The organism is Jeotgalicoccus sp. S0W5 (genome assembly GCF_011634875.1).
GTDB classification, from domain to species: domain Bacteria; phylum Bacillota; class Bacilli; order Staphylococcales; family Salinicoccaceae; genus Jeotgalicoccus; species Jeotgalicoccus marinus.
Map to the genome: position 1 here is coordinate 543753 of NZ_SIRQ01000003.1, position 20936 is coordinate 564688.

Sequence of the window (20936 nt, forward strand, 5' to 3'; positions counted from 1 at the left end):
CCTTAGTTTAGCAAAAATCTACCAGCTATAATGTTTTTCCACACGATAATCCGAATACCCTTAAAATACTTGTGTAATGTGTTTGTTTAACTAAATGTACCCCAGTCTTTACCAACTTCGCCAGTTTTACTATTCCATGTTTTCACTGGAATATACTTACGTTTACCACTTACCGTGTAACCTAACCAAATGTGACCGTCCTGACGAACAATCTCGTCATAGTTACACTTCCAACCAGGATTCGCCCAACCACCTTCAGGTGCTGATCTAAATGGACTGCCAAAGCGACTCATAACTCTAGTGCTACCGTTTTTCCATGTGCCTTTTTTCTTCATATACTGTGTACCATATTTATTTTTCTTCCAGCCACCAGTATTCACTAATTCCTTCTTGCTTGCCGGTTTAGCAGATGGCTTACTAGCCACTGTACCTTTATTTAACGCATTGAGATGTGCTTGTACACGGTTTCTGAATGCTTGATAAGTGCCTGTAGCGTGCATCTTGTGTGGACAGTCTTTGCCTGACCAGTCATAGTGTCTTTTCAGTCTATCCATTCCCCAACCGTATTGTTTAAGCACGTGAGCGATATATAGTGCTGCGTTTTCCTCTGCCGCTTTATATCTGGCTGATTTAGAGCCTGAATATCCATTATCCATTGAGTAACAAATTTCGATACCGATTGAACGCATATTCCCATTACCCATACCATCCCCTGAGTGCCAGGCTGTGCGATTAAACGGGATAAGTTGTACTGCTTCTTTATCGTCAATAGCTACATGATAGCTCACTTTCGCTAGATATCCATCATATCGGCGACCAATTATTACTCGTAATGCGTAACTCTTAATTAGTATTATACTTATGCGTTTTGCGTAAGTCAACACTTTTATTACGCTTTTTGAAAAATATATTTCTCTATACGCATTAAAACGCTACAATAAGAGTAAATTCACATATGAAAGAGTGTTAAATATGGATGTTAATCGTTTGATTTCTTTAAGAGAAGGTAAAGGGTGGTCTAAGACAGAAGCTGCTAGACGTTTGAACATTGCCAATAGCACATATTCTGGTTATGAGTACGGTCATCGTAAGCCTGACAATGAGATGCTAGTGAAGATATCCGAACTCTACGATGTGACTACAGATTATTTATTAGGTAAAACTGATAGTGAAAACTTTTCATCTGACGACTTCGACTCCTTCATGTTCGACAACAAAGAAGCATTCGATAGCCTACCAGATGATGTGAAGAAAGAATTGATCCGTGAGATTAATGAGAAGATTGAGTTCTTGAAGTATAAGCAGAATAAAGATAAGTAGGTGTTTGTATGGATTGGAAAAAGTTTTCTAAAGGTGAAACCACACAAAAGAATGAAAAAGTTTCTTTTAAAGAAGTTCGTGAATACGAAAAGAATAAACGTGTAGAAAACAAGAAAGAACCATTAAATAAACACGGATTTGATAACCCTACCGACGTAACTAAACACTCTTACCAATCACAGAATATGATGGCTTCGTTCGATAAATTTTATAATGCTTTTGGTATGTTGACATTCAATATGGAAAAGCAAGCCACATTCAATTACTACAACAATCAACTTAAACAATCATTTATGTTAGCTGCACAGAACGATGAATTGATTAAGCAGAACGATAAAATAATTGAACAAAATGATGAAATCATCAACCTATTAAGCCAAATAGCTGATAAGTAACAACCAACTGACCATTGGTTTTATACAGTGGTCAGTAATTTTTTAAACTTTAAACCGAACATATGTTCTAAAATAAAGGGGTTTTGACATGAGAATCGAACAGAAAGTTAATGACATCGTGGATTTATCCATATTAGATGTACACGATCTGAATATAGAACACCTAGCGTACATGTTTGATGTACACATACTGTATAACCACCAATCCAACTTTTATGTACAGAAGGCAAGCGTAGACATTATCGGGCTTAAATTCGATAAAAAGCATGAGATGTTCAAAGCATTCTGCCATGAAGCAGGACACATGTTTTTACACGCCACACATCAACACAATATGCCTAGAGCATACAACGAGTACCAAGAAGCAGAAGCTGAAAAGTTTGGACTACTCCTACAGATGCCAGAAAAGCTAATCACCAAAAATAGACTCTATCAGGCAACGGATTTAATGGCGTATTTTGGCGTTTGTGAGGACGTTGCACTTAAAAGGATAGATATGCTAGTCAATCATTCTAAAGTCTCTGGAATACAGTTTTAGGAGGGATACAATGGAACCGAAGAAGATAAATGGTAAGTGGGGATTTGATTTTTCATATAAAAACAAACGGTATAGACAGCAAGGTTTTGCGACTAAGAAAGAAGCTAAAATGGTTATAGAAAAGATACTAGAAAATCCTATTAAACAACAAAATAAATATGCTCATCTAAACTTCGCTCAATACTTTACCTTGTGGGTAGAAACGTATAAAGAGAAGTACGTCACTCATAAAACCTATTTGAGATACTTTAATGCTCTTAGAAAGTTCCTACTCTACTTTGGTGATAATGTACGTCCTAATGATGTCACACAACGTGAATATCAAGAGTATATTAATCAACTAGGCGAACAATATACATTAGGTACCATGAAGAAAGATCATCAAGCAATCAGAGAATGTTATGAGCAGGCAGTCTACGATGGAATCGCAAAACGTAATCCTACATTTAATGCTCGTTTAGAAAGTGAGATTGAAGATATGCCTGGACATGTTAAGTTTATGGAAGATTTTGAGTACGAGAAGTTAAAAGAAGTCATTAAAGAAATGAATACACCAAGCGGATTATTTTTATTCATCTTACATGTCACAGGTGCTAGATTTGGTGAAGTAAGTAATCTAAGATATGAAGATTTTGATTTTGAAAAGGAAACGATATTTATACGTGGTGGTAAAACGATAAATGCTAAGCGCACAGTGGAATTATCATATGAAGATAGCAAATATATTAAAGAACAAATAGAAGCTCTTAAAATCAATTTAAATGGCACATTCCTCAAACGATCTAACACTGCTATTAAACAGCACTTTAGAAAAGCATTAGACAATGGTGACATCAAAGGACATAAAGTCCTACACTCTCTCAGACATACACACATTACCTACTTAATCGATAAAGGTGTCGATGATGAACATGTATCAAAACGTGTTGGACATGCGAACATAAATATTACACGTGAATTCTATGGACATCGTTTTAATAGTTCAAAAGAACAATCAGAAAGTGTCGTTAAAGATATCCTAAATTCTATAGAAAATAATGATACCCCATAAGGGTATGTGTTTCGTTGGCAGAATATTGACATCTATATTCACTTTTAATCACTTTAAATCACATGACGAAAAAATAAAAACCCTATTAAATCAACGATTAACGATGATTAATAGGGTTTAAAAAAGTATTCAGACGTCCTGGGAGGGATTCGAACCCCCGACCGATGGCTTAGAAGGCCATTGCTCTATCCTGCTGAGCTACCAGGACACGACTTAATTAACACAAGTTCTATTATAATCAAAGTGCATAGTGAAAGTCAATGCATTTTTTGATTTTTTGTAACCAATGTTAATTTTTCGTTAACCAGTCTCTTTTCATCATACGATATTGGACTAAATCGTGAAAGTGATCATACAAAAATTCATATTCTTTCAACAGTGCTTCTTCTTCAAAGCCTAATCGCTCAGGAATTTTACGACTCTTTACATTTTCTACTCCTGCAGAGATTTCTACTCTATGAAGCTCGAGTTGTTTAAAGCCATAATCCACGAGTCCTCTTACGGCACGTGTCATGATACCTTGCCCATTATAGCCTTCGGCTAACCAATAACCTATGGCACCTCTTTTATTCAATAGATCGATTGTATTGAAGCCACACATACCGACGAGATGACCTTCTAGGTACACACCTAAGGTCATCGACTGGTTGGCATCATTCGACTCTATCCAAGCCTGAATCGTCTTCTTATAGCTTTCTGCTTCGGTAACATAATCTACCCAAGGCAACCATTCTCTTAGTTGTTCTCGGTTCTTATCTACAAGATCAAACATGGTCTGATATTCACGTACTTTTAGCTGTCTCAGCATTAACGTTTCATCGATTTGTACTTTCATACACTCAATCCTTAGTTGTTTAAGTTAAATTCATCCATCAACTGATGTTTTCTACTATAGTATGACGCAATTTTACTCTCTGTATCAATGACTAAATAACTTTCTGGATACTCGTTACGTGAGGATGAAATACTGCCTGGATTAATGGCAAAGACTCCATTAATCTTCTCTATTTTAGCCACATGTGAGTGTCCATATAAGGCATACTTCGCACCGACTTCTTCTGCTTTAGCTGCAAGTTCATTTCGGTTTGATTTAATGCCATATAAATGTCCATGTGTATAGAACATCGATGTTTCTTCTAAGAGTCCTTCTTTTGGATACGCTGAATCTTTATCTGTGTTACCTGTAACTCTTAAAAATTGCTGCATTTCTTCATCGTCGTATGGAAATTCACTATCCCCTAAATGAATTGCCTCATCTGGTTTTACTGTCTCATACACTTCAGTCAGAATATTTTTTTCACTGTGATTATCACTAATGACTAATACTCTCATCGAACTCAACCTCTCATTTCTTTAGCTTTTCAAATACTGCTTCATCATTTATTAATTTTTCTAAAGCTTTTCCTCTATGACTTATCTTCCCTTTTTCTTCAGAATTAATCTCACCAAGGTAAATCCCATCTAAAGTTTTAAAGAGTGGATCGTAACCAAAGCCACCTTCACCATGTGCTTCTGTTAGAATTTCACCTAGGAGTGTGCCTTCGTAGGTACGAGTTTCTTCTCCTGGAATCGTTAAGGCTAAAACACAAGTAAAGTAAGCGGCTCTATTTTCTACACCTGATAATTCATTAAGTAGCTTTTCATTGTTTTTCTGGTCGTTGCCATGTTCACCTGAATAGCGTGCAGAATAGACGCCTGGACGGCCGTCTAGGGCTTCAACTGATAGTCCTGAGTCATCACTAATAACCGGTAGATTTAAGGCTTTTGCGGCTGCTTCACTTTTTAATACCGCATTTTCTCTAAATGTCACGCCGGTTTCTTCGACATCAAAATTCGGTAAAATTTCTTTGATCCCGACAACTTCATAGTCAGAAAAAATTGCTTTAAAGTCATTGATCTTACCTTGGTTTCCACTCGCAATCACAATTTTACTCATATTCGTTCTCCTCACTTAGCCATATATATTTTATTTTATAATCTATATCTTTGATCCAACTTGTTAGAATGGTTTCAAAAGTGTAATTTTCCCCATGAATAAAAAATTGATGCACAGGTTGATGTTTTTCTGAGATCAACAAATCCTGGCGATACATTTGGTTTAAGGCAATATTGACAGTCTCAAAGCCTGCATCGACAATTTCTTTTTTGCCATCGAAAAATTTATCGATTTCACGTTCGATTAAAGGAAAGTGTGTACAGCCTAAAATTACAGTATCTGCTCTTGTATCTTTATAAGCTTTAAGTGACTGTTCAATCACTTCTTGAGTAAGCTTGTGATTTTTATAGTCTCCACTTTCGATTAAGGTCACAAATTCAGGACAGGCGAGACTATGCACTGTGACTTCACTATCAAAGTCAAAAATTGCCTTTTCATACTCACCTGATTTTACTGTGCCTTCTGTCGCTAAGAGGAGTATTTCACTGTTCTTACTCTTCCTGACTGCACCGAGTGCACCAGGGGTAATTACACCATAGAGTGGGATGTCCACCTCTTTTTGCAGTTCTGGCATGACTGCAGCTGTAGCAGTGTTACATGCAATGATAATTGCTTTGACACCTTGTTCTATTAAAAATTGAACAGCCGCTTTAGTATGTCTATACACAGCGGCTGTGTCTTTTGGTCCGTATGGACAGTTAATTGTATCAGCGAAGTAGTAGATTGTCTCCGAAGGCAAAGCGTGCATGACTTCACTCGCTACGGTTAATCCACCGACGCCTGAATCCATAATGCCAATCGGTTTAATCATTAATATATCGCTCACTTTCTTGTAAAACCTCTTCTAAAACAACAGGTAAGATTGCTTTTTTGTCCTCACTTAAGTCACCTGTAATTTTAGAAATGTATTCCACTCGCTTATCGATCACTAATTGAATCAGTGTTCGCCCACGTTCTTCCATACTCACTAAGACTAGACGCTTATCTTTTGTAGAGCGCTGACGTTTAACGTAATTTGAGCGTTCTAATTTATCTACGATATCAGTTGTTGTTGAGTGCGCTAAATACAACCTATTCGACAGCTCACCAATAGTAATCCCTTCCTTATCTCCAACCCATTGCAGTGCAATAAATTGAAGTGGAGAGATTTCGTGATCCTTTAAAATCTCACGACCATTTGCCCTCACTCTAGCAGCAATGTAGCGTAAGGATTTTTCTATTGAAATAATCTCAGCTTCTCCGTACATAATTTCTAGTCCCCTTATGTGTCATTATTAATATAATAACAAAACAAGGCGTCTAAGCCAATCAGTTCAATACTTATCCAATCCACAAAGGTAAAAAGCTCACTACTTTTAGCACGGTCAAAACTAACCGTAGCTGTTAAATAGTGAGCTTATTTTAACCTTCAATCCAACCGTAAACTTAGTTTACTTGGTGGTCTGAACCAAAGAATGATTTAAACATATGGAAAGTAGTTTCACGTTGCATTGAAGCGATTGAAGTCGTTAAAGGAATCCCTTTAGGACAAGCTTCAACACAGTTCTGTGCCATACCACATTCAGCAATACCACCTGTACCCATTAGAGCATCTAGGCGTTCGTTTTTAGTCATACTACCTGTTGGGTGTAGGTTAAATAATCTAACTTGTGAAATTGGTGCTGCACCCATGAATTTAGATTTACTATTAACGTTTGGACATACTTCTAAACATACACCACATGACATACATTTAGAGAGTTCATAAGCAACCTGGCGTTTTTTCTCAGGCATTCTTGGTCCTGGACCAAGGTCGTATGTACCATCGATTGGTACCCAAGCTTTCACACGTTTTAAGTTATCGAACATAAATGAACGATCGACTTGTAAATCTCTGATTACTGGGAAAGTACTCATTGGCTCTAATTTAATCGGTTGTTCGAACTGATCAATTAGTGCTGTACATGATTGACGGGCACTGCCGTTAATCACCATAGAACACGCACCGCAGACTTCCTCAAGACAGCTTGAGTCCCAAGTAACCGCAGTTGTTTTTTGCCCCTTAGCATTAACTGGGTTTCTTTGAATTTCCATTAAGGCACTGATCACGTTCATATTCGGGCGATATGGAATTTCAAACTCTTCCCAATAGCTTGATGCTTCTTGGTTTTCTTGACGCTTTATGCTTAACTTAATTGTTTTTGTATCAGTTGCATTACTCATTTTCAGCCATCCCTTTCTTAATGTTTAGTAGAATAGTCACGGATACGTGGTGGAATTAAACTTACGTCCACATCTTCGTATTCGAACTTAGGCGCATTTGTCGGTCCATCGTATGACGCTTTTGTCGTTTTCAACCATTCTTCATCGTTACGGTCTGGGAATTCAGGTTTAAAGTGAGCCCCACGTGATTCATTACGGTTGTATGCACCAATCGTAATCACTCGAGCCAAGACTAACATGTTCCATAGCTGACGTGTAAAGAAAGCAGCTTGGTTCGACCATTTTTGAGTGTCATTAATATTGATGTTTTTGTAACGTTCCATCAATTCAACGATTTTCTTATCAGTTTCAAGCAATTTGTCGTTGTGACGTACAACAGTTACATTCGCTGTCATAATTTCACCGAGTTCCTTATGGATTACATATGCATTCTCTGTACCGTCCATCGCTAGGATGTTGTCGAATTTCTCCTGCTCTACCTGAGCGTGTTTTTCATATAATGACTCATCTAAGTCTTCATAAGACTTATCTAGACCGTTAACGTATTCAATCGCTTTTGGTCCAGCAACCATACCACCGTAAATTGCAGATAGTAATGAGTTCGCACCCAGGCGGTTACCACCGTGTTGTGAATAATCACATTCACCTGCAGCAAATAAACCAGGTACTGAAGTCATTTGATCGTAGTCAACATATAAACCACCCATAGAGTAGTGCACTGCTGGGAAGATCTTCATTGGTACCTTTCTTGGGTCATCACCAGTGAATTTCTCATAGATTTCTATGATACCACCAAGTTTGACATCCAGTTCATGTGGGTCCTTGTGAGAAAGGTCTAGGTATACCATGTTTTCACCGTTAATACCTAACTTCTGATTCACGCACACATCAAAGATTTCACGTGTCGCAATATCACGTGGCACTAGGTTACCGTAATCCGGGTATTTTTCCTCTAGGAAGTACCAAGGCTTACCGTCTTTATAGGTCCAAACACGACCACCTTCACCACGTGCCGATTCACTCATCAGACGTAACTTGTCGTCACCAGGAATGGCAGTTGGGTGAATTTGGATGAACTCACCATTCGCATAGACTGCACCTTGCTGATAAACGATCGATGCTGCAGAACCTGTATTGATCATAGAGTTTGTTGATTTACCGAAGATAATTCCTGGTCCACCAGTTGCCATGATAACTGCATCTGCTTTAAAGGTTTTAATCTCTCCAGATGTAATCTCCTGGGCAGTAATACCACGTGCTTTCCCTTCATCGTCGATAACGACACCAAGGAATTCCCAACCTTCGTATTTATCTACCTGTCCTTTAACTTCATAACTTCTCACTTGCTCATCTAGCGCGTACAGTAATTGCTGACCTGTTGTTGCACCAGCATAAGCTGTACGGTGGTGAAGCGTTCCACCAAAACGTCTAAAGTCTAAAAGTCCTTCAGATGTTCTGTTAAACATTACACCCATACGGTCAAGTAAGTGAATAATTTTCGGTGCTGCTTCTGTCATCGCTTTAACTGGAGGCTGGTTCGCTAAAAAGTCTCCACCGTAAACGGTATCATCGAAGTGAATAAGCGGTGAGTCACCTTCACCCTTCGTATTTACCGCACCGTTAATTCCACCTTGTGCGCACACTGAGTGTGATCTTTTAACAGGAACGATTGAGAAAAGATCGATATTCGCTCCTGATTCTGCTGCTTTGATCGTTGCCATTAAACCAGCGAGACCCCCGCCGACAACGATTACTTTATTATCCGCCATTATTTACACTCCTTTTATACAAACGCAAATATTGCCATTAAACCAATTGTGCTGATCACTAAGAATACTAAAATTGCGACGTAAGACATAAGCTGCTGTGATTTGTTAGATTGCGTAATACCCCATGTAATCATGAATGACCATAAACCGTTGGCAAAGTGGAAGACAGTTGCTACCACACCAACAATCCAAAATACTAACCAGAATGGATTGGCAACGACTTCTTCAACCATTTGGAAATTCACTTCTTCACCTAAGAACACTTGGAAACGCGTCTGGTAAACGTGAACTGCAATAAAAATAAATGCAATAACCCCTGAAATTCTTTGCAGAACAAACATCCAGTTTCGGTAAGTGCTATAATGACCAACGTTCATCTTAGCAGTAAATGCGATGTAAATACCGTAAATACCATGGAAAAGTATTGGTAAATAAATGATGAAAATTTCTAGCAAAATAACAAATGGCAGGTTACCCATAATCCCTGCAGCAAAGTTAAAAGCCTCTTCACTGTATGTAGCCGTAAAGTTAACCAACAAGTGCTGGATTAAAAATACGCCCAACGGAATAACTCCAAGTAATGAATGTAATCTGCGAATGTAAAAACCTGAATCCTGATTCGACACAAAAGACCCCCCCTAACTAATTGTCAATAAACTTTACTTATCATTTTACTCTTTGTTAAAAAACAAATCAAGGCGACTTTGGGCATTTGTGTAATATACTTACATTCTTTTAGAATCCTTTATTCACCTAGCTTTTGAGAAATATTCTCAGCTACATTTTTGGGTATTCCGATGGCCATAAAATCCTCTGTATTTTTCTCTTTCATCTTTTTCACAGAACCAAATTCTTTGAGCAATTTTCGTTTTCTAGAGGGGCCGACCCCTTCAATATTATCTAGCTGTGAAGCAATGGTTGTCTTCCGCCTTGTGTTCCTATGGAAAGAAATTGCAAATCTGTGTACTTCATCTTGTATTCTCTGGAGTAAATAGAAACTCTGTGAATTCTTTTTCATCGGTACGACTTCAGCTTGTTCTCCGTATAATAATTCAGCTGTCGAGTGCTTATCATCTTTCCTTAGTCCTGCAACTGGAATGTCTAGGGACAATTCATTTAATAAGACACCTTTAACCGTGTTCATATGGCCAACACCCCCGTCAACGATGATCAAGTCTGGTAGTGGTAAACTTTCTTTTAAGACTCTTGTATACCTTCTTCTCACGACCTCAGCCATTGAAGCATAATCATCCGGACCTTCCACAGTTTTAATCTTATATTTTCTGTAGTCTTTTTTAGAAGGTTTACCGTCTATAAAGGACACCATTACACTGACAGGATCCACACCTTGAATATTGGAGTTATCAAAGGCTTCAATTCTCCTCGGCGTTTCAATATTCATCAGTTCTCCGAGTGTATCAATCGCATGAATCGTACGTGCTTCGTCTCTTTTGATCATTTCGAATTTATTACCGATCGCGATGTTCGCATTTTTACTCGCAAGGTCCACCATTTCTTTTTTGGCACCTCTTTGTGGCGCTTTAACATTAACGGGTAAGGCTTCATTTAACAACTCTACATTGAAGTTTTTAGGAATATGAATTTCCTTAGGCATTAAGTTCGATTTTACATCATAGAAATGAACGATGAATCTAAAGAACTCTTCTTCTATGTCATCGTTTAAAGGAAACATCTCAGCTTTCTTCTCGATGAGTTTACCGCTTCTTATAAAGAGTACTGATACAGACATCCAGCCGTTCTCAACCGCGTAACCGAAACAGTCTCTTGCTGTCATATCATTGGTGAGTACATTTTGTTTTAACATCGTGTTTTCAATATGCCCCATCAGATCACGATATTCTTTAGCCTTTTCAAATTCTAAGGCTTCTGCTGCTGTTTCCATCTTCTCTTGTAATTCTTTCATCACTTCGTCGGTTTCGCCGTTTAAAAAACTCGTGATGCCATCAATCATCTTCTGGTTTTGTTCTTCTGTCACATTGAATACACAAGGGCCGAGACATTGTCCGATGTGATAGTACAGACATAATTTATCTGGCATGACATTGCACTTTCTTAGGGGATAAATTCTGTCTAACAGTTTTTTTGTTTCATGTGCACTGTAGGCATTTGGATAGGGTCCAAAGTATTTACCTGAATTCGGCTTTACGGTCCGTGTCACGACGAGCTTTGGATGCTCTTCTTTTGTAATCTTTATAAAGGGGTAACTCTTATCGTCTTTTAAGAGGATATTGTATCTCGGTAAATGCTTTTTAATCAGAGTGTTTTCTAGGAGCAATGATTCAATTTCTGAGCCTGTAACTATATAGTCGAAGTCTGTAATATCTTGGACGAGACGCATGGTTTTTTCATCATGTGCACCAGAAAAATAAGAACGCACTCTGTTTCTTAAATTTTTCGCCTTACCAACGTATATAATTTCCTGGTCCTTATTTTTCATTAGGTAACAACCAGGTTCAGTCGGCAAAACGGATAGTTTTAGTTTTAATTCGCTCATATAATCCCTTCTTTATATAAAAAAAGCCGCCGAATGGCGACTTATGCGTGTTTTTCAATTAAAGCTGAAAGCTGTTCTTTAGGTTGGAATCCAACTACTTTGTCAACAGGCTCGCCGTCTTTGAAAAGAATTAAAGTTGGAATACTCATTACTTCATACTCACTTGCAGTTGCTTGGTTATCATCAACATTTAATTTAGCAATGTTTGCTTTTCCTTCAACTTCAGGTGCTAATTCTTCTAAAATTGGAGCGATCATTTTACAAGGCCCGCACCATGGTGCCCAAAAATCTACTAGTGTTAATCCACTGCCAACTTCTTCTTTAAAACTTGAATCGTTTACTTCAATAATAGCCATCTAAAACTACCTCCATTTTTATATTGGTTTAAGTATACAACAATTTATTTTCTCACTCAACGGTATTGCTTAGACGAGGAAAACCAAGTACACAATACCGCTTAAAAACATGATTATACCTACGGCTATCAGTATTTTAGCCAGTTTGTACATATCAAAATTATCCATACATTCACCTATTTCATTTCTACAATCGTCACACCAAAACCACCTTCTGAAGGCATCCCACCTCTAAAGGACGCGACCTTGGGATGGCGTCTCAAGTACTGCTGGACACCTTTTTGAAGTGCACCTGTTCCCTTACCATGGATAATTTCTACTTCAGCATAGTTAGAGAGCAAGACTTGATCTAGGTACTGCTCTAATTTAATTAGCGCATCCTCATACCGCTCACCCCGAAGGTCCAATGTTCGATTGACTTGAGTTTTATTTTGACGGATAGTCACTGGTTTTTCAACCTTTTTGGCTTTCCTTTTCTTCACTTCAGACTTATCTAGCTTCATCTTGATAATACCCATTTGAACGGTGACTTCATCATCACTTACATCGATAATTTCACCTTTTTGACCGTAGGTTAATACGTCCACCTCATCACCAACCTCAAGCGTTTCGACTTTTTCATTTCGAATATCTTTCTTAATATCCTTTTGATAATAGGCATCAGATAAGGCTTTTTTCTTATCGATAAGTTCATGTTCTTGAATGCTATCTACACCTAATTCTTTCATCATTTCAAGCTCTTTGATTATTTCTTCTGCTTCTAGTTCTCTTTGTTTAACAATACGATTGGCTTCTTCTTGTGCCTTATCAATCATCTTCTCTTTCATTTGATTGTACTGTTCATATTGATTACGAAGGTCTTGATACAGACGCTCTGATTCTTTTAGTAACTCAGTCGTTTCAATTTCTGAATCACGTACTTTAGAAGTATGACGTTCAAGGGCAGAAATCATCTCATTGACTTCCATATTATCTCGGCCAGTTAAAGTTCTTGCACGTTCAATCACCGTTTCTTCTAAACCGAGTTTAGATGAGATTTCAAAGGCATTTGACTTACCTGGAATCCCCATCAACAATCGATAAGTTGGAGAAAGACTTTCTACGTCAAACTCCATACTCGCATTCAAAACATCTTCACGCGTATAAGAGAAGGATTTAAGCTGTGGGTAGTGCGTTGTCGCTATGACTTTCGCTTGATTAGCCAGTAAGTATTCAATAATACTAATCGCGAGCGCTGCACCTTCTTCTGGATCTGTCCCTGCACCAAGCTCATCAAGGATAACGAGTGAATCACTGTTTACCCGCCTTAAAATATCAGATATGTTCACCATGTGACTCGAAAAGGTTGACAGGGATTGCTCTATAGATTGCTCATCACCAATATCTGCATAGACTTCCTTAAATATCGATATTTCAGAGCCATCCCTAGCAGGTATAGGAATCCCAGCCTGTGCCATTAATACTGACAGACCTGCCGTTTTAATCGTCACCGTTTTACCACCGGTATTGGGTCCAGTAATGATAACTGCTTGTGTCTTTTGATCAATAACGATATCATTCTTAACTGCTGTTTCTGCATCTAAAAGCGGATGATAGGCACTGATGAGTCGAATCGATTGATCATCGATAATCGTCGGCTTAGTCCCTTTAATTGAAGCCCCGTACTTCGCCTTAGTAAAGACCATATCTATATGATGTAAATTTTCATCATGCTGATAAAGTACGTCGGCATAGCCAGCTGTTTCATTCGTTAAGTCACTCAGTATTTTAGTCACTTCAACTTGTTCTTTTTCTTTTAGCTGTGAAATATTATTCGTCAATTCGACAATCGCAGTCGGCTCGACATAAATGGTTTGTCCACTCTGTGATGAGTCATGCACAATCCCTTTAAATTCACTACGATAGTCTACATTAACAGGAATCACATAGCGGCCATTCCGAGTCGTTATTATACTGTCACTTAGTTTTCTTTGGTTCTTTCTGACGATATCATTTAGACGATCTTTAACCTTTTGTTCTTCTGACCCGATTTTACGGCGAATTCTTAAGAGCTCAGAAGAAGCATGATCTAAGACTGCGACTTCATCAACCGTTTCAGTAATTCTCTTGTACAAGACATGAATATCTTCAAGATTTTCAATGTAACCTTTAATATGTTCTAAAAATATTTCATCCTCTTCAAAAGAGCGAATTAAATTTTCTAGCATCTTTTTACGATTTAATATACTTCTAATGCTATTAAATTCACTTACACCTAAAATACTGCCGATTTCCGCTCGCTTGATGTAAGGTTTGATATCACTAATTCCAGCGAGTTCAACGTGACGATGGCGAATCATAGTAGAAGCATCGTCCACTTCTAAAATGTTTCGCTCAATTAAGTCACGGTCTCGCTCAACTATAGAGAAATCAAGCGCTTCGCTTGTCTTTTTAGAGATAGCGAACGTTTTAAGTGTCTCGAGAATTTTATCGAATTCTAAAGTCTTAAATGTTTTTTCATTCATTTATATCACTCTGCTTACCTTTATTAATAAAATCTTTAAATGCCTGACGGTTCATCGTATTGATCACTTGAGACTTATGAACAAAACCTTTTTGTAGGGTCGCAACACCGTACTTCATAAAATCAAAATGGTCTGTGTGATGGGCATCTGTATTCACAGTGAACAGGTTGTCTTTATTAGAAATAACAGCACTCGAAAGATCGAGTCGTTTTGGATTCGCATTTATTTCTAAAACAGTGCCCGTCTTTTTAGCATAGTCAAATAGTGCTTCCATATTAACAGGATAACCCGTTCTTTGACCAATCAGGCGGCCAGTCGGATGGGCAATATGTCTGACGTAAGGATTATCCATCGCATTTTTCAAACGCTTCATAATCTCGTCTTCACTCTGCTGAAAACTAGAATGGATCGCAGCGATAACATAGTCTAGTTGCTTCAATACTTCATCATCATAATCGAGGCGACCATCTGCTAAAATATCCATCTCGATACCACTATACACATCAATATCATCGTATTGCGCGTTAATCTTTTTAATTTCTTCTACTTGAGCTAACAAGCGTGCTTCTGATAGACCATTTGCCACAATCAAACTCTTTGAATGGTCGGTAATGACAATATAGCTATAATTTTTCTCCCTAGCCTTCTCAACCATCTCGACGATGGAATTCGCACCATCACTAGCGATTGTATGCATATGGAGATCACCATTGATATCGTCTTCTGAAATAATTTCACTGATATCAATTTCCGTTTCTTTACCTGTTTCTCTCATACTCGGCGGAATAAAAGGCAGACCGAAATAATCGTAAAATGCCGCTTCAGATTCAAATGTTTTTAGGCCATCTTTAGTTTCCACACCATACTCACTAATCTTCTCGCCACGCGCTTTCGCAATTTGACGCATTTTAACATTGTGGTCTTTTGACCCTGTAAAGTGCTGCAGTGTCGAAATATATTCATCACCTTGAACGAATCTAAAATCCACATTGATCTTATCAAAGTCATGTTCAATCTCAATTGATAATTTCTTGTCACCACGGCTTACGACATCACTCACAAAGTCCGCTTGTAAAATATGGTGGGTAAAGCCCTCAATATCATTTGTCTTAACGATAAAGTCCAAGTCCCTAGACGTCTCTTTTAGGCGTCTTGAACTCCCTGCCATATCGTATTGAACAACCTGGTCCATCTCATCAATCGTCTTTGTAATCAGTGTCTTAAATTTGAGAATCTTATCGATTGGGTAACGCTCAGGTCGACTGATCACGAGATCGATGGATTTTAATATATTCTCTTCAGTTTTATTACCAAAACCTGGCATATTACTAATTTCATTGTTTTGGCAGGCTTTTTTTAATGCTTCTAGACTATCGATACCGAGTGCTTCATGAATTTTTGCAATTCTCTTTGGGCCAAGATTCGGTATTTTTAACATGCGCACTAGACCGTTTGGTACTTTATCTTCCAGTTCTTTTAAGACGGTCGATTGTCCACTTTCAATAAATTCATTGATAACTGCTGAGGTCCCTTTTCCGATGCCTTTAATTGATGAAACATTATCAATTTCTTTCAGTGTCCGTTCATCACTTTCTAGTGCAGCTGCAGCTTTTCTATAAGCTGACACTTTAAAGCTATTTTCAAGGTTTAATTCCATATAGACTGCGATTGTTTCTAAGAGTCTAATCACATCTTTTTTTACCATAGTTTCCTCCAAAAAAAGAGCCATATTTCTATGACTCTACTTGTATCCATTCTATTAACTTATCGGAAATAATAAATGTGTGATCCATTATAAAGTTAGCAAGGCCAGATTCAACAATTGCTTCTTGAACTGGTGCAAATGGTACTGTAGCAACGAAGAACAAGATAACTGCGAGTACGTAAATGACTTCGATTAAACCAATTATACTACCGATGATACTTGTAATTAGACCACCAGAAGCCACTTGTTGGAAGTAATCAAACCCACTGACAATAATCTGAATGATAATCTTACTAATAATAAAGATAATGAAGAAAGCAAACATATAGTAGTAAGCATATTCTTGATTCGCCACGTTTTCTAATACTGGGTTTGGAGCTGCTGTCGATGGATAAGGCATCACCAGGTAAAAACGACTACCGAGTGTTTCATAATTAGTGGCTGCAATAATCACTGCAGCAATGGTGCCAATAAAATGTAAGGATTGTAGGATAATACCTCTACGATACCCTACAATTAACCCAATCAACAGAATGATTAATATTATAAATGTCATAGTTTAGTTCCCTTTTTTAAGCGCGTCCACTTCTCTTTCGAGTGCATCGCATTTTTCTTTTAACTTTATATAATCGTCCATTATATTACAAGCCGTAAGTACTGCTTTTCTAGTTGTATCTAGTCCTGGGCTCATCTTTGCAATCGCTGTAATCTTATCATTAACCTCTTCGGCTATGTGCCTTAAATGTGCCTCGTCCTCAGAGCCTACTAAGGTATAATTCTCGTTGTAAATTCTTACAGATATGCGGTTTTTCTGTTCACTCATTCGACTTCGCCCCCTAATCTTTAGTCATGTCACACACTATTTTAGTTTATTCACATTATACTTATCCTATTTTGTTTATTCAAGACAGAAGAAGTAGAATCGCACTCACTAACCGTGGTCAGTAAGTGCGAAATCATTATTATCTAATTGTATATCCCTTGTCAACGAGCGCATCGATGACTGGTTGATGAAGTGCTTCGACATCCTTATCCGTTAGGGTTTGTTCTCGATCTAAATAAGTTAGATGGAGTGCAATTGATTTTTTACCTTCTTCAATATGCTCACCTTGGTAAACATCAAAAGGATACACATCGATGAGATGTTTCGATGCATTTGATTTCATCGTATCAATGATGGTTTGAACGCTCACTGAATCTTCCACTTCTAAGGCGATATCTCTAGAAATTGATGGGTATTTTGGTAGAAACTCATATAAGATATTTCCGGTCTTGTATGAGAATATTTCTTCTAGATTCAGCTCAAAAACAACCGTTTGACCGAGGTCATGTGCTTCACCATAAGTTGGATGAAGCTCACCAATTAGACCAACGACTTTATTATCTAAAGTAATTTCAGCGCTACGACCTGGGTGTAATTCATCAAAATGACTTGCACTGTGATAATTGACTCGATTACTTAAATTCAGTTTTTCAAAAATTGCTTCAACAATTCCTTTTAAAGTATAGAAATCTGAGGCTTGACCAGGTTTCTCCCATTGCGTCTGGTGATGAACACCAGTCATAAGACCTGCAATTTTCAACACTTCATCAGGGAGCTTATCTTGACCGTTTGTAACAAAGATATTGCCGATTTCAAATATGGCAACATTCTTTTGTTGGCGGTTCACATTATACGTCGCGTTGTCGACTAAGTGTGGAATGAGTGACGTTCTTAATATCGAACGGTCTTCACTCATCGGCATAAGTAATTTTAGGCCTTCTTTAATTTGTGTAAACTCTCCGATTCTATCTTCACTAGTCAGTGCATAATTGATTGCTTCAGAGAGGCCATGAGCGTTGAGTTGGCGTTTAATAACACGTGTTTTTGCTTGCTCATCTGTCAGACGCCCTGGTGTAATCTCACTGTATTTAGGTAGTGAAGATGGTACATTGTCGTAACCATAAATACGTGCGACTTCTTCAGAAATGTCCTCAGGAATTTTTAAATCATCTCGGCGAGATGGGACAATGACTTCAATCATGTCTCCTGTCTTTTTAGCGCCTAGACCAAGTCGCTCTAAAGTATTTAAGATTTCACTCGACGGTAAATCCGTACCGAGACGGTTGTTGATGAAGTCTGAAGATGTTGTGATTACACTGTTCTCGAGATTAAGTACACCATCACTACTGATACCGTTAAGTGTTGTCGCACTCGCATATTTTTCTAAGAGATAAGCGGCTCTATTTAATGCAGCAAGCACAAACTCATGAGAAGGGCCCTTTTCAAAACGTTGAGACGCTTCACTACGAAGGTTAAGGCGGCTACTTGTTTTTCTAACTCTTACGGGATCAAACAGGGCAGATTCAATAACAACGTTAGTTGTCTGATCCGTTACCTCAGTATTTAATCCCCCCATGACACCCGCTAAGGCGATTGGATATTCACCATTAGTGATAACAATATCTTCAGCTGATAAAACTCGCTCTTTACCATCTAATGTAGTGAATTTCTCATTTTCCTCGGCACGTCGTGTCACGATTTCATCTGCTTGAATTCGGTTTTTATCGAACATGTGTAAGGGTTGGCCAAACTCTAAAAGAACATAGTTTGAAATATCAACAACGTTGTTAATTGGTCGAATACCTGCTTTAATTAAACGCACTTGCATCCAGAGTGGCGCCGGTTGAATCACAATGTCTTTAACTTCACGAAGGGCATAAAACGGTACTGCACTAGAGTCTTCGTTCTTCACACTAGTCGTTACTGTTTCATCTGCTTCATTAACACTAATATTCGGTGCTTTTACTTCACCACCGAATAGTGCGCTAGTTTCATAAGCTGCACCAATCATAGATAAGGCGTCCTTACGGTTTGGTGTTAAATCAAAATCAAGGACTTGATCACTTAAATATAATGCTTTTAATGCATCTTCACCTGGTGTTTGTTTAGTGTTAAACATGAAGATACCATGCTTATATTCTTCAGGTACGAATTCTTCTTTAATACCGAGTTCTTGAAGTGAACAAATCATACCCTCTGATTTTTCACCGCGGAGTTTCGCACGTTTAATTTTTACGCCACCAGGTAAACGACCGCCTGGAAGTACAGCAGCAACGTATGAATCTTCCTTGACATTCGGTGCCCCGCAGACAATCTGGACTGTTTCTTCTCCAACATCAACTTGACATAGATTCAGTCTATCTGCCTCTGGATGCGGCTCGACTGATTTGACGTAACCAACAACGAGATTATTAACATCTAATGTATAGTCGTCAATGCTATCGACTTCAATTCCACCGCGTGTAATCGTTTCTGAAAGTTCATCAGTCGATACATTAATGTCTATAAATGTTTCTAACCATTCTCTAGATACTCTCATCTTTTTGACCTCCATCTTCTGTCGGAATAAATTGATCAATGAATCTAAGGTCATTGGTATATAAATGTCTAATATCCTCTATTCCGTATTTTAGCATCGCAACACGGTCTGGACCCATACCAAAAGCAAAGCCTGAATATTCTTTCGAGTCAAAGCCAGCCATCTCTAGAACATTTGGATGAACCATACCGGCACCTAATATTTCAATCCAACCTGTCTTTTTACATACGTTACAACCTGACCCTTTACACTTGAAGCATGAAATATCTACTTCGACACTTGGCTCAGTGAATGGGAAGTAACTCGGACGGAGTCTGACCTCACGGTCTTCACCGAACATTTCCTTAGCGAATAACTCTAAGGTCCCTTTTAAATCTGACAGGTGGATGTTCTTATCCACTACCAAACCTTCGATTTGCGTAAATTGGTGAGAGTGTGTTGCATCATCACTATCACGTCGGTACACTTTACCTGGACAAATTATTTTCACAGGTCCGACGCCATTGCTCGCTTCGAGCGTACGTGCTTGAACGGGTGAAGTATGCGTACGCAGTAATATATCTTCAGATATGTAGAAGCTATCTTGCATATCTCTTGCAGGGTGTGCTTTTGGAAGATTTAGCGCTTCAAAGTTATAGTAATCCTGTTCGACTTCATAGCCTTCTTTAATTTCATAACCTAAACCAATAAAGAAATCTTCAATATCATCGATGATTCGCGTAATCGGATGGGCGCCTCCAATTTCTGTAGAACGACCAGGAAGCGTCACATCAATTGTTTCATTGGCAAGCTTTTCATTGAGAGCCTCAGCTTTTAATTCAGCTTCAAGTTCATCAATTTCACTTTCTATTGAAGTTCTTAATTCATTTACCTTCTGACCATAGGCAGGTTTTTCTTCATTAGAAAGATTTTTCATTTCTTTCATTAATCCAGTCACATGACCTTTTTTACCGAGATATTCAACTTTTAGTTGAGTCAGTTCTTGTCTTGAAGAAACACTTTTTAACTGTTCTTCAAATTCTTTATACAACGTTGACATAGTATCTGTCATTGCCCTTCATCTCCTCATTAAAAAATAAAACTCCGTCCTTATATAAAAGGACGGAGTTCCGTGGTACCACCTAATTTTCTGCATGAAGCAGACACTTAAACGCATCTATATAAGGTGACGCACACCCCATAACTTCATCAATCAGATGAACACTGATTAAAACCGTACATTAATTTTCAGCTCTATTAATGTTCTCTTTGACGGTCTCTATAATCATTTATTTCTGACTTCT

Annotated in this window: 21 protein-coding genes and 1 tRNA gene; 4 read left to right on the forward strand and 18 right to left on the reverse strand. The window is 38.1% G+C overall.

What is annotated here, in order from left to right; genetic code table 11:
- Nucleotides 1–86 precede the first annotated feature (86 nt).
- On the reverse strand, nt 87–788 hold the full coding sequence (locus tag EYB29_RS11570) for an SH3 domain-containing protein (RefSeq protein ID WP_235678883.1): 702 nt from the start codon (nt 786–788) through the stop codon (nt 87–89).
- A 184-nt stretch (nt 789–972) separates the two neighbouring features.
- Between EYB29_RS11570 and EYB29_RS05110 the strand changes: the two genes are divergently transcribed.
- The 4 genes from EYB29_RS05110 to EYB29_RS05125 all read left to right on the forward strand — a co-directional run bounded on the left by EYB29_RS05110 (nt 973) and on the right by EYB29_RS05125 (nt 3304).
- Nucleotides 973–1320 (forward strand): helix-turn-helix domain-containing protein, encoded by a 348-nt coding sequence (locus tag EYB29_RS05110; RefSeq protein ID WP_026866899.1) that lies wholly within the window; start codon nt 973–975, stop codon nt 1318–1320.
- Nucleotides 1321–1328: 8 nt separating this feature from the next.
- Complete coding sequence (locus EYB29_RS05115) at nt 1329–1715, forward strand: hypothetical protein (RefSeq protein ID WP_235678882.1); 387 nt, start codon at nt 1329–1331, stop codon at nt 1713–1715.
- 88 nt (nt 1716–1803) lie between these two features.
- A complete protein-coding gene (locus EYB29_RS05120; protein ID WP_026866898.1) occupies nt 1804–2253 on the forward strand; it encodes an ImmA/IrrE family metallo-endopeptidase in 450 nt (149 codons plus the stop codon).
- Nucleotides 2254–2263: 10 nt separating this feature from the next.
- Complete coding sequence (locus EYB29_RS05125) at nt 2264–3304, forward strand: tyrosine-type recombinase/integrase (protein WP_166626767.1); 1041 nt, start codon at nt 2264–2266, stop codon at nt 3302–3304.
- A 134-nt stretch (nt 3305–3438) separates the two neighbouring features.
- Here the strand turns inward: EYB29_RS05125 and EYB29_RS05130 are convergent.
- The 17 genes from EYB29_RS05130 to pheS all read right to left on the reverse strand — a co-directional run bounded on the left by EYB29_RS05130 (nt 3439) and on the right by pheS (nt 20704).
- Nucleotides 3439–3512: transfer RNA gene (locus EYB29_RS05130), tRNA-Arg, on the reverse strand.
- An 81-nt stretch (nt 3513–3593) separates the two neighbouring features.
- Nucleotides 3594–4139 carry a GNAT family N-acetyltransferase gene (locus EYB29_RS05135; protein WP_026866896.1) on the reverse strand — a complete coding sequence of 182 codons (546 nt, stop codon included), beginning with the start codon at nt 4137–4139 and terminating at the stop codon, nt 3594–3596.
- A gap of 11 nt (nt 4140–4150) precedes the next feature.
- Nucleotides 4151–4636, reverse strand: a complete 486-nt coding sequence (locus tag EYB29_RS05140; protein ID WP_026866895.1) for a metallophosphoesterase family protein — start codon at nt 4634–4636, stop codon at nt 4151–4153.
- A gap of 13 nt (nt 4637–4649) precedes the next feature.
- Nucleotides 4650–5240 carry an XTP/dITP diphosphatase gene (locus EYB29_RS05145; RefSeq protein WP_026866894.1) on the reverse strand — a complete coding sequence of 197 codons (591 nt, stop codon included), beginning with the start codon at nt 5238–5240 and terminating at the stop codon, nt 4650–4652.
- Nucleotides 5233–6051, reverse strand: coding sequence for a glutamate racemase (murI, locus tag EYB29_RS05150; RefSeq protein ID WP_026866893.1), 819 nt, complete (start codon nt 6049–6051; stop codon nt 5233–5235). Before murI ends, EYB29_RS05145 begins: the two co-directional genes overlap by 8 nt.
- A complete protein-coding gene (locus EYB29_RS05155) occupies nt 6044–6487 on the reverse strand; it encodes a MarR family winged helix-turn-helix transcriptional regulator (RefSeq protein ID WP_026866892.1) in 444 nt (147 codons plus the stop codon). The genes murI and EYB29_RS05155 overlap by 8 nt, the downstream gene beginning before the upstream one ends.
- Nucleotides 6488–6665: 178 nt before the next feature.
- A complete protein-coding gene (sdhB, locus tag EYB29_RS05160; protein ID WP_051220509.1) occupies nt 6666–7442 on the reverse strand; it encodes a succinate dehydrogenase iron-sulfur subunit in 777 nt (258 codons plus the stop codon).
- Between the two features lie 17 nt (nt 7443–7459).
- The gene (sdhA, locus tag EYB29_RS05165) at nt 7460–9211 is read right to left on the reverse strand and encodes a succinate dehydrogenase flavoprotein subunit (RefSeq protein ID WP_026866890.1); all 1752 of its coding nucleotides are present in this window, start codon (nt 9209–9211) and stop codon (nt 7460–7462) included.
- A 14-nt stretch (nt 9212–9225) separates the two neighbouring features.
- Entirely contained in the window at nt 9226–9837 is a 612-nt protein-coding gene (locus EYB29_RS05170; RefSeq protein WP_026866889.1) for a succinate dehydrogenase cytochrome b558 subunit, read from the reverse strand.
- A 119-nt stretch (nt 9838–9956) separates the two neighbouring features.
- Nucleotides 9957–11726: an excinuclease ABC subunit UvrC gene (gene uvrC, locus EYB29_RS05175; RefSeq protein WP_026866888.1), complete on the reverse strand. Its 1770-nt coding sequence runs from the start codon at nt 11724–11726 to the stop codon at nt 9957–9959.
- 41 nt (nt 11727–11767) lie between these two features.
- A complete protein-coding gene (trxA, locus tag EYB29_RS05180; RefSeq protein WP_026866887.1) occupies nt 11768–12082 on the reverse strand; it encodes a thioredoxin in 315 nt (104 codons plus the stop codon).
- A gap of 176 nt (nt 12083–12258) precedes the next feature.
- Entirely contained in the window at nt 12259–14586 is a 2328-nt protein-coding gene (locus tag EYB29_RS05185; protein ID WP_026866886.1) for an endonuclease MutS2, read from the reverse strand.
- Nucleotides 14579–16291 carry a DNA polymerase/3'-5' exonuclease PolX gene (gene polX / locus EYB29_RS05190; protein WP_026866885.1) on the reverse strand — a complete coding sequence of 571 codons (1713 nt, stop codon included), beginning with the start codon at nt 16289–16291 and terminating at the stop codon, nt 14579–14581. The genes EYB29_RS05185 and polX overlap by 8 nt, the downstream gene beginning before the upstream one ends.
- Before the next feature lie 28 nt (nt 16292–16319).
- Nucleotides 16320–16847 carry a CvpA family protein gene (locus EYB29_RS05195; protein WP_026866884.1) on the reverse strand — a complete coding sequence of 176 codons (528 nt, stop codon included), beginning with the start codon at nt 16845–16847 and terminating at the stop codon, nt 16320–16322.
- Between the two features lie 3 nt (nt 16848–16850).
- The gene (gene zapA / locus EYB29_RS05200; RefSeq protein ID WP_026866883.1) at nt 16851–17114 is read right to left on the reverse strand and encodes a cell division protein ZapA; all 264 of its coding nucleotides are present in this window, start codon (nt 17112–17114) and stop codon (nt 16851–16853) included.
- A gap of 139 nt (nt 17115–17253) precedes the next feature.
- The gene (pheT, locus tag EYB29_RS05205) at nt 17254–19653 is read right to left on the reverse strand and encodes a phenylalanine--tRNA ligase subunit beta (RefSeq protein ID WP_166626768.1); all 2400 of its coding nucleotides are present in this window, start codon (nt 19651–19653) and stop codon (nt 17254–17256) included.
- Nucleotides 19640–20704: a phenylalanine--tRNA ligase subunit alpha gene (pheS, locus tag EYB29_RS05210; RefSeq protein WP_035856301.1), complete on the reverse strand. Its 1065-nt coding sequence runs from the start codon at nt 20702–20704 to the stop codon at nt 19640–19642. Before pheS ends, pheT begins: the two co-directional genes overlap by 14 nt.
- Nucleotides 20705–20936 lie beyond the last annotated feature (232 nt).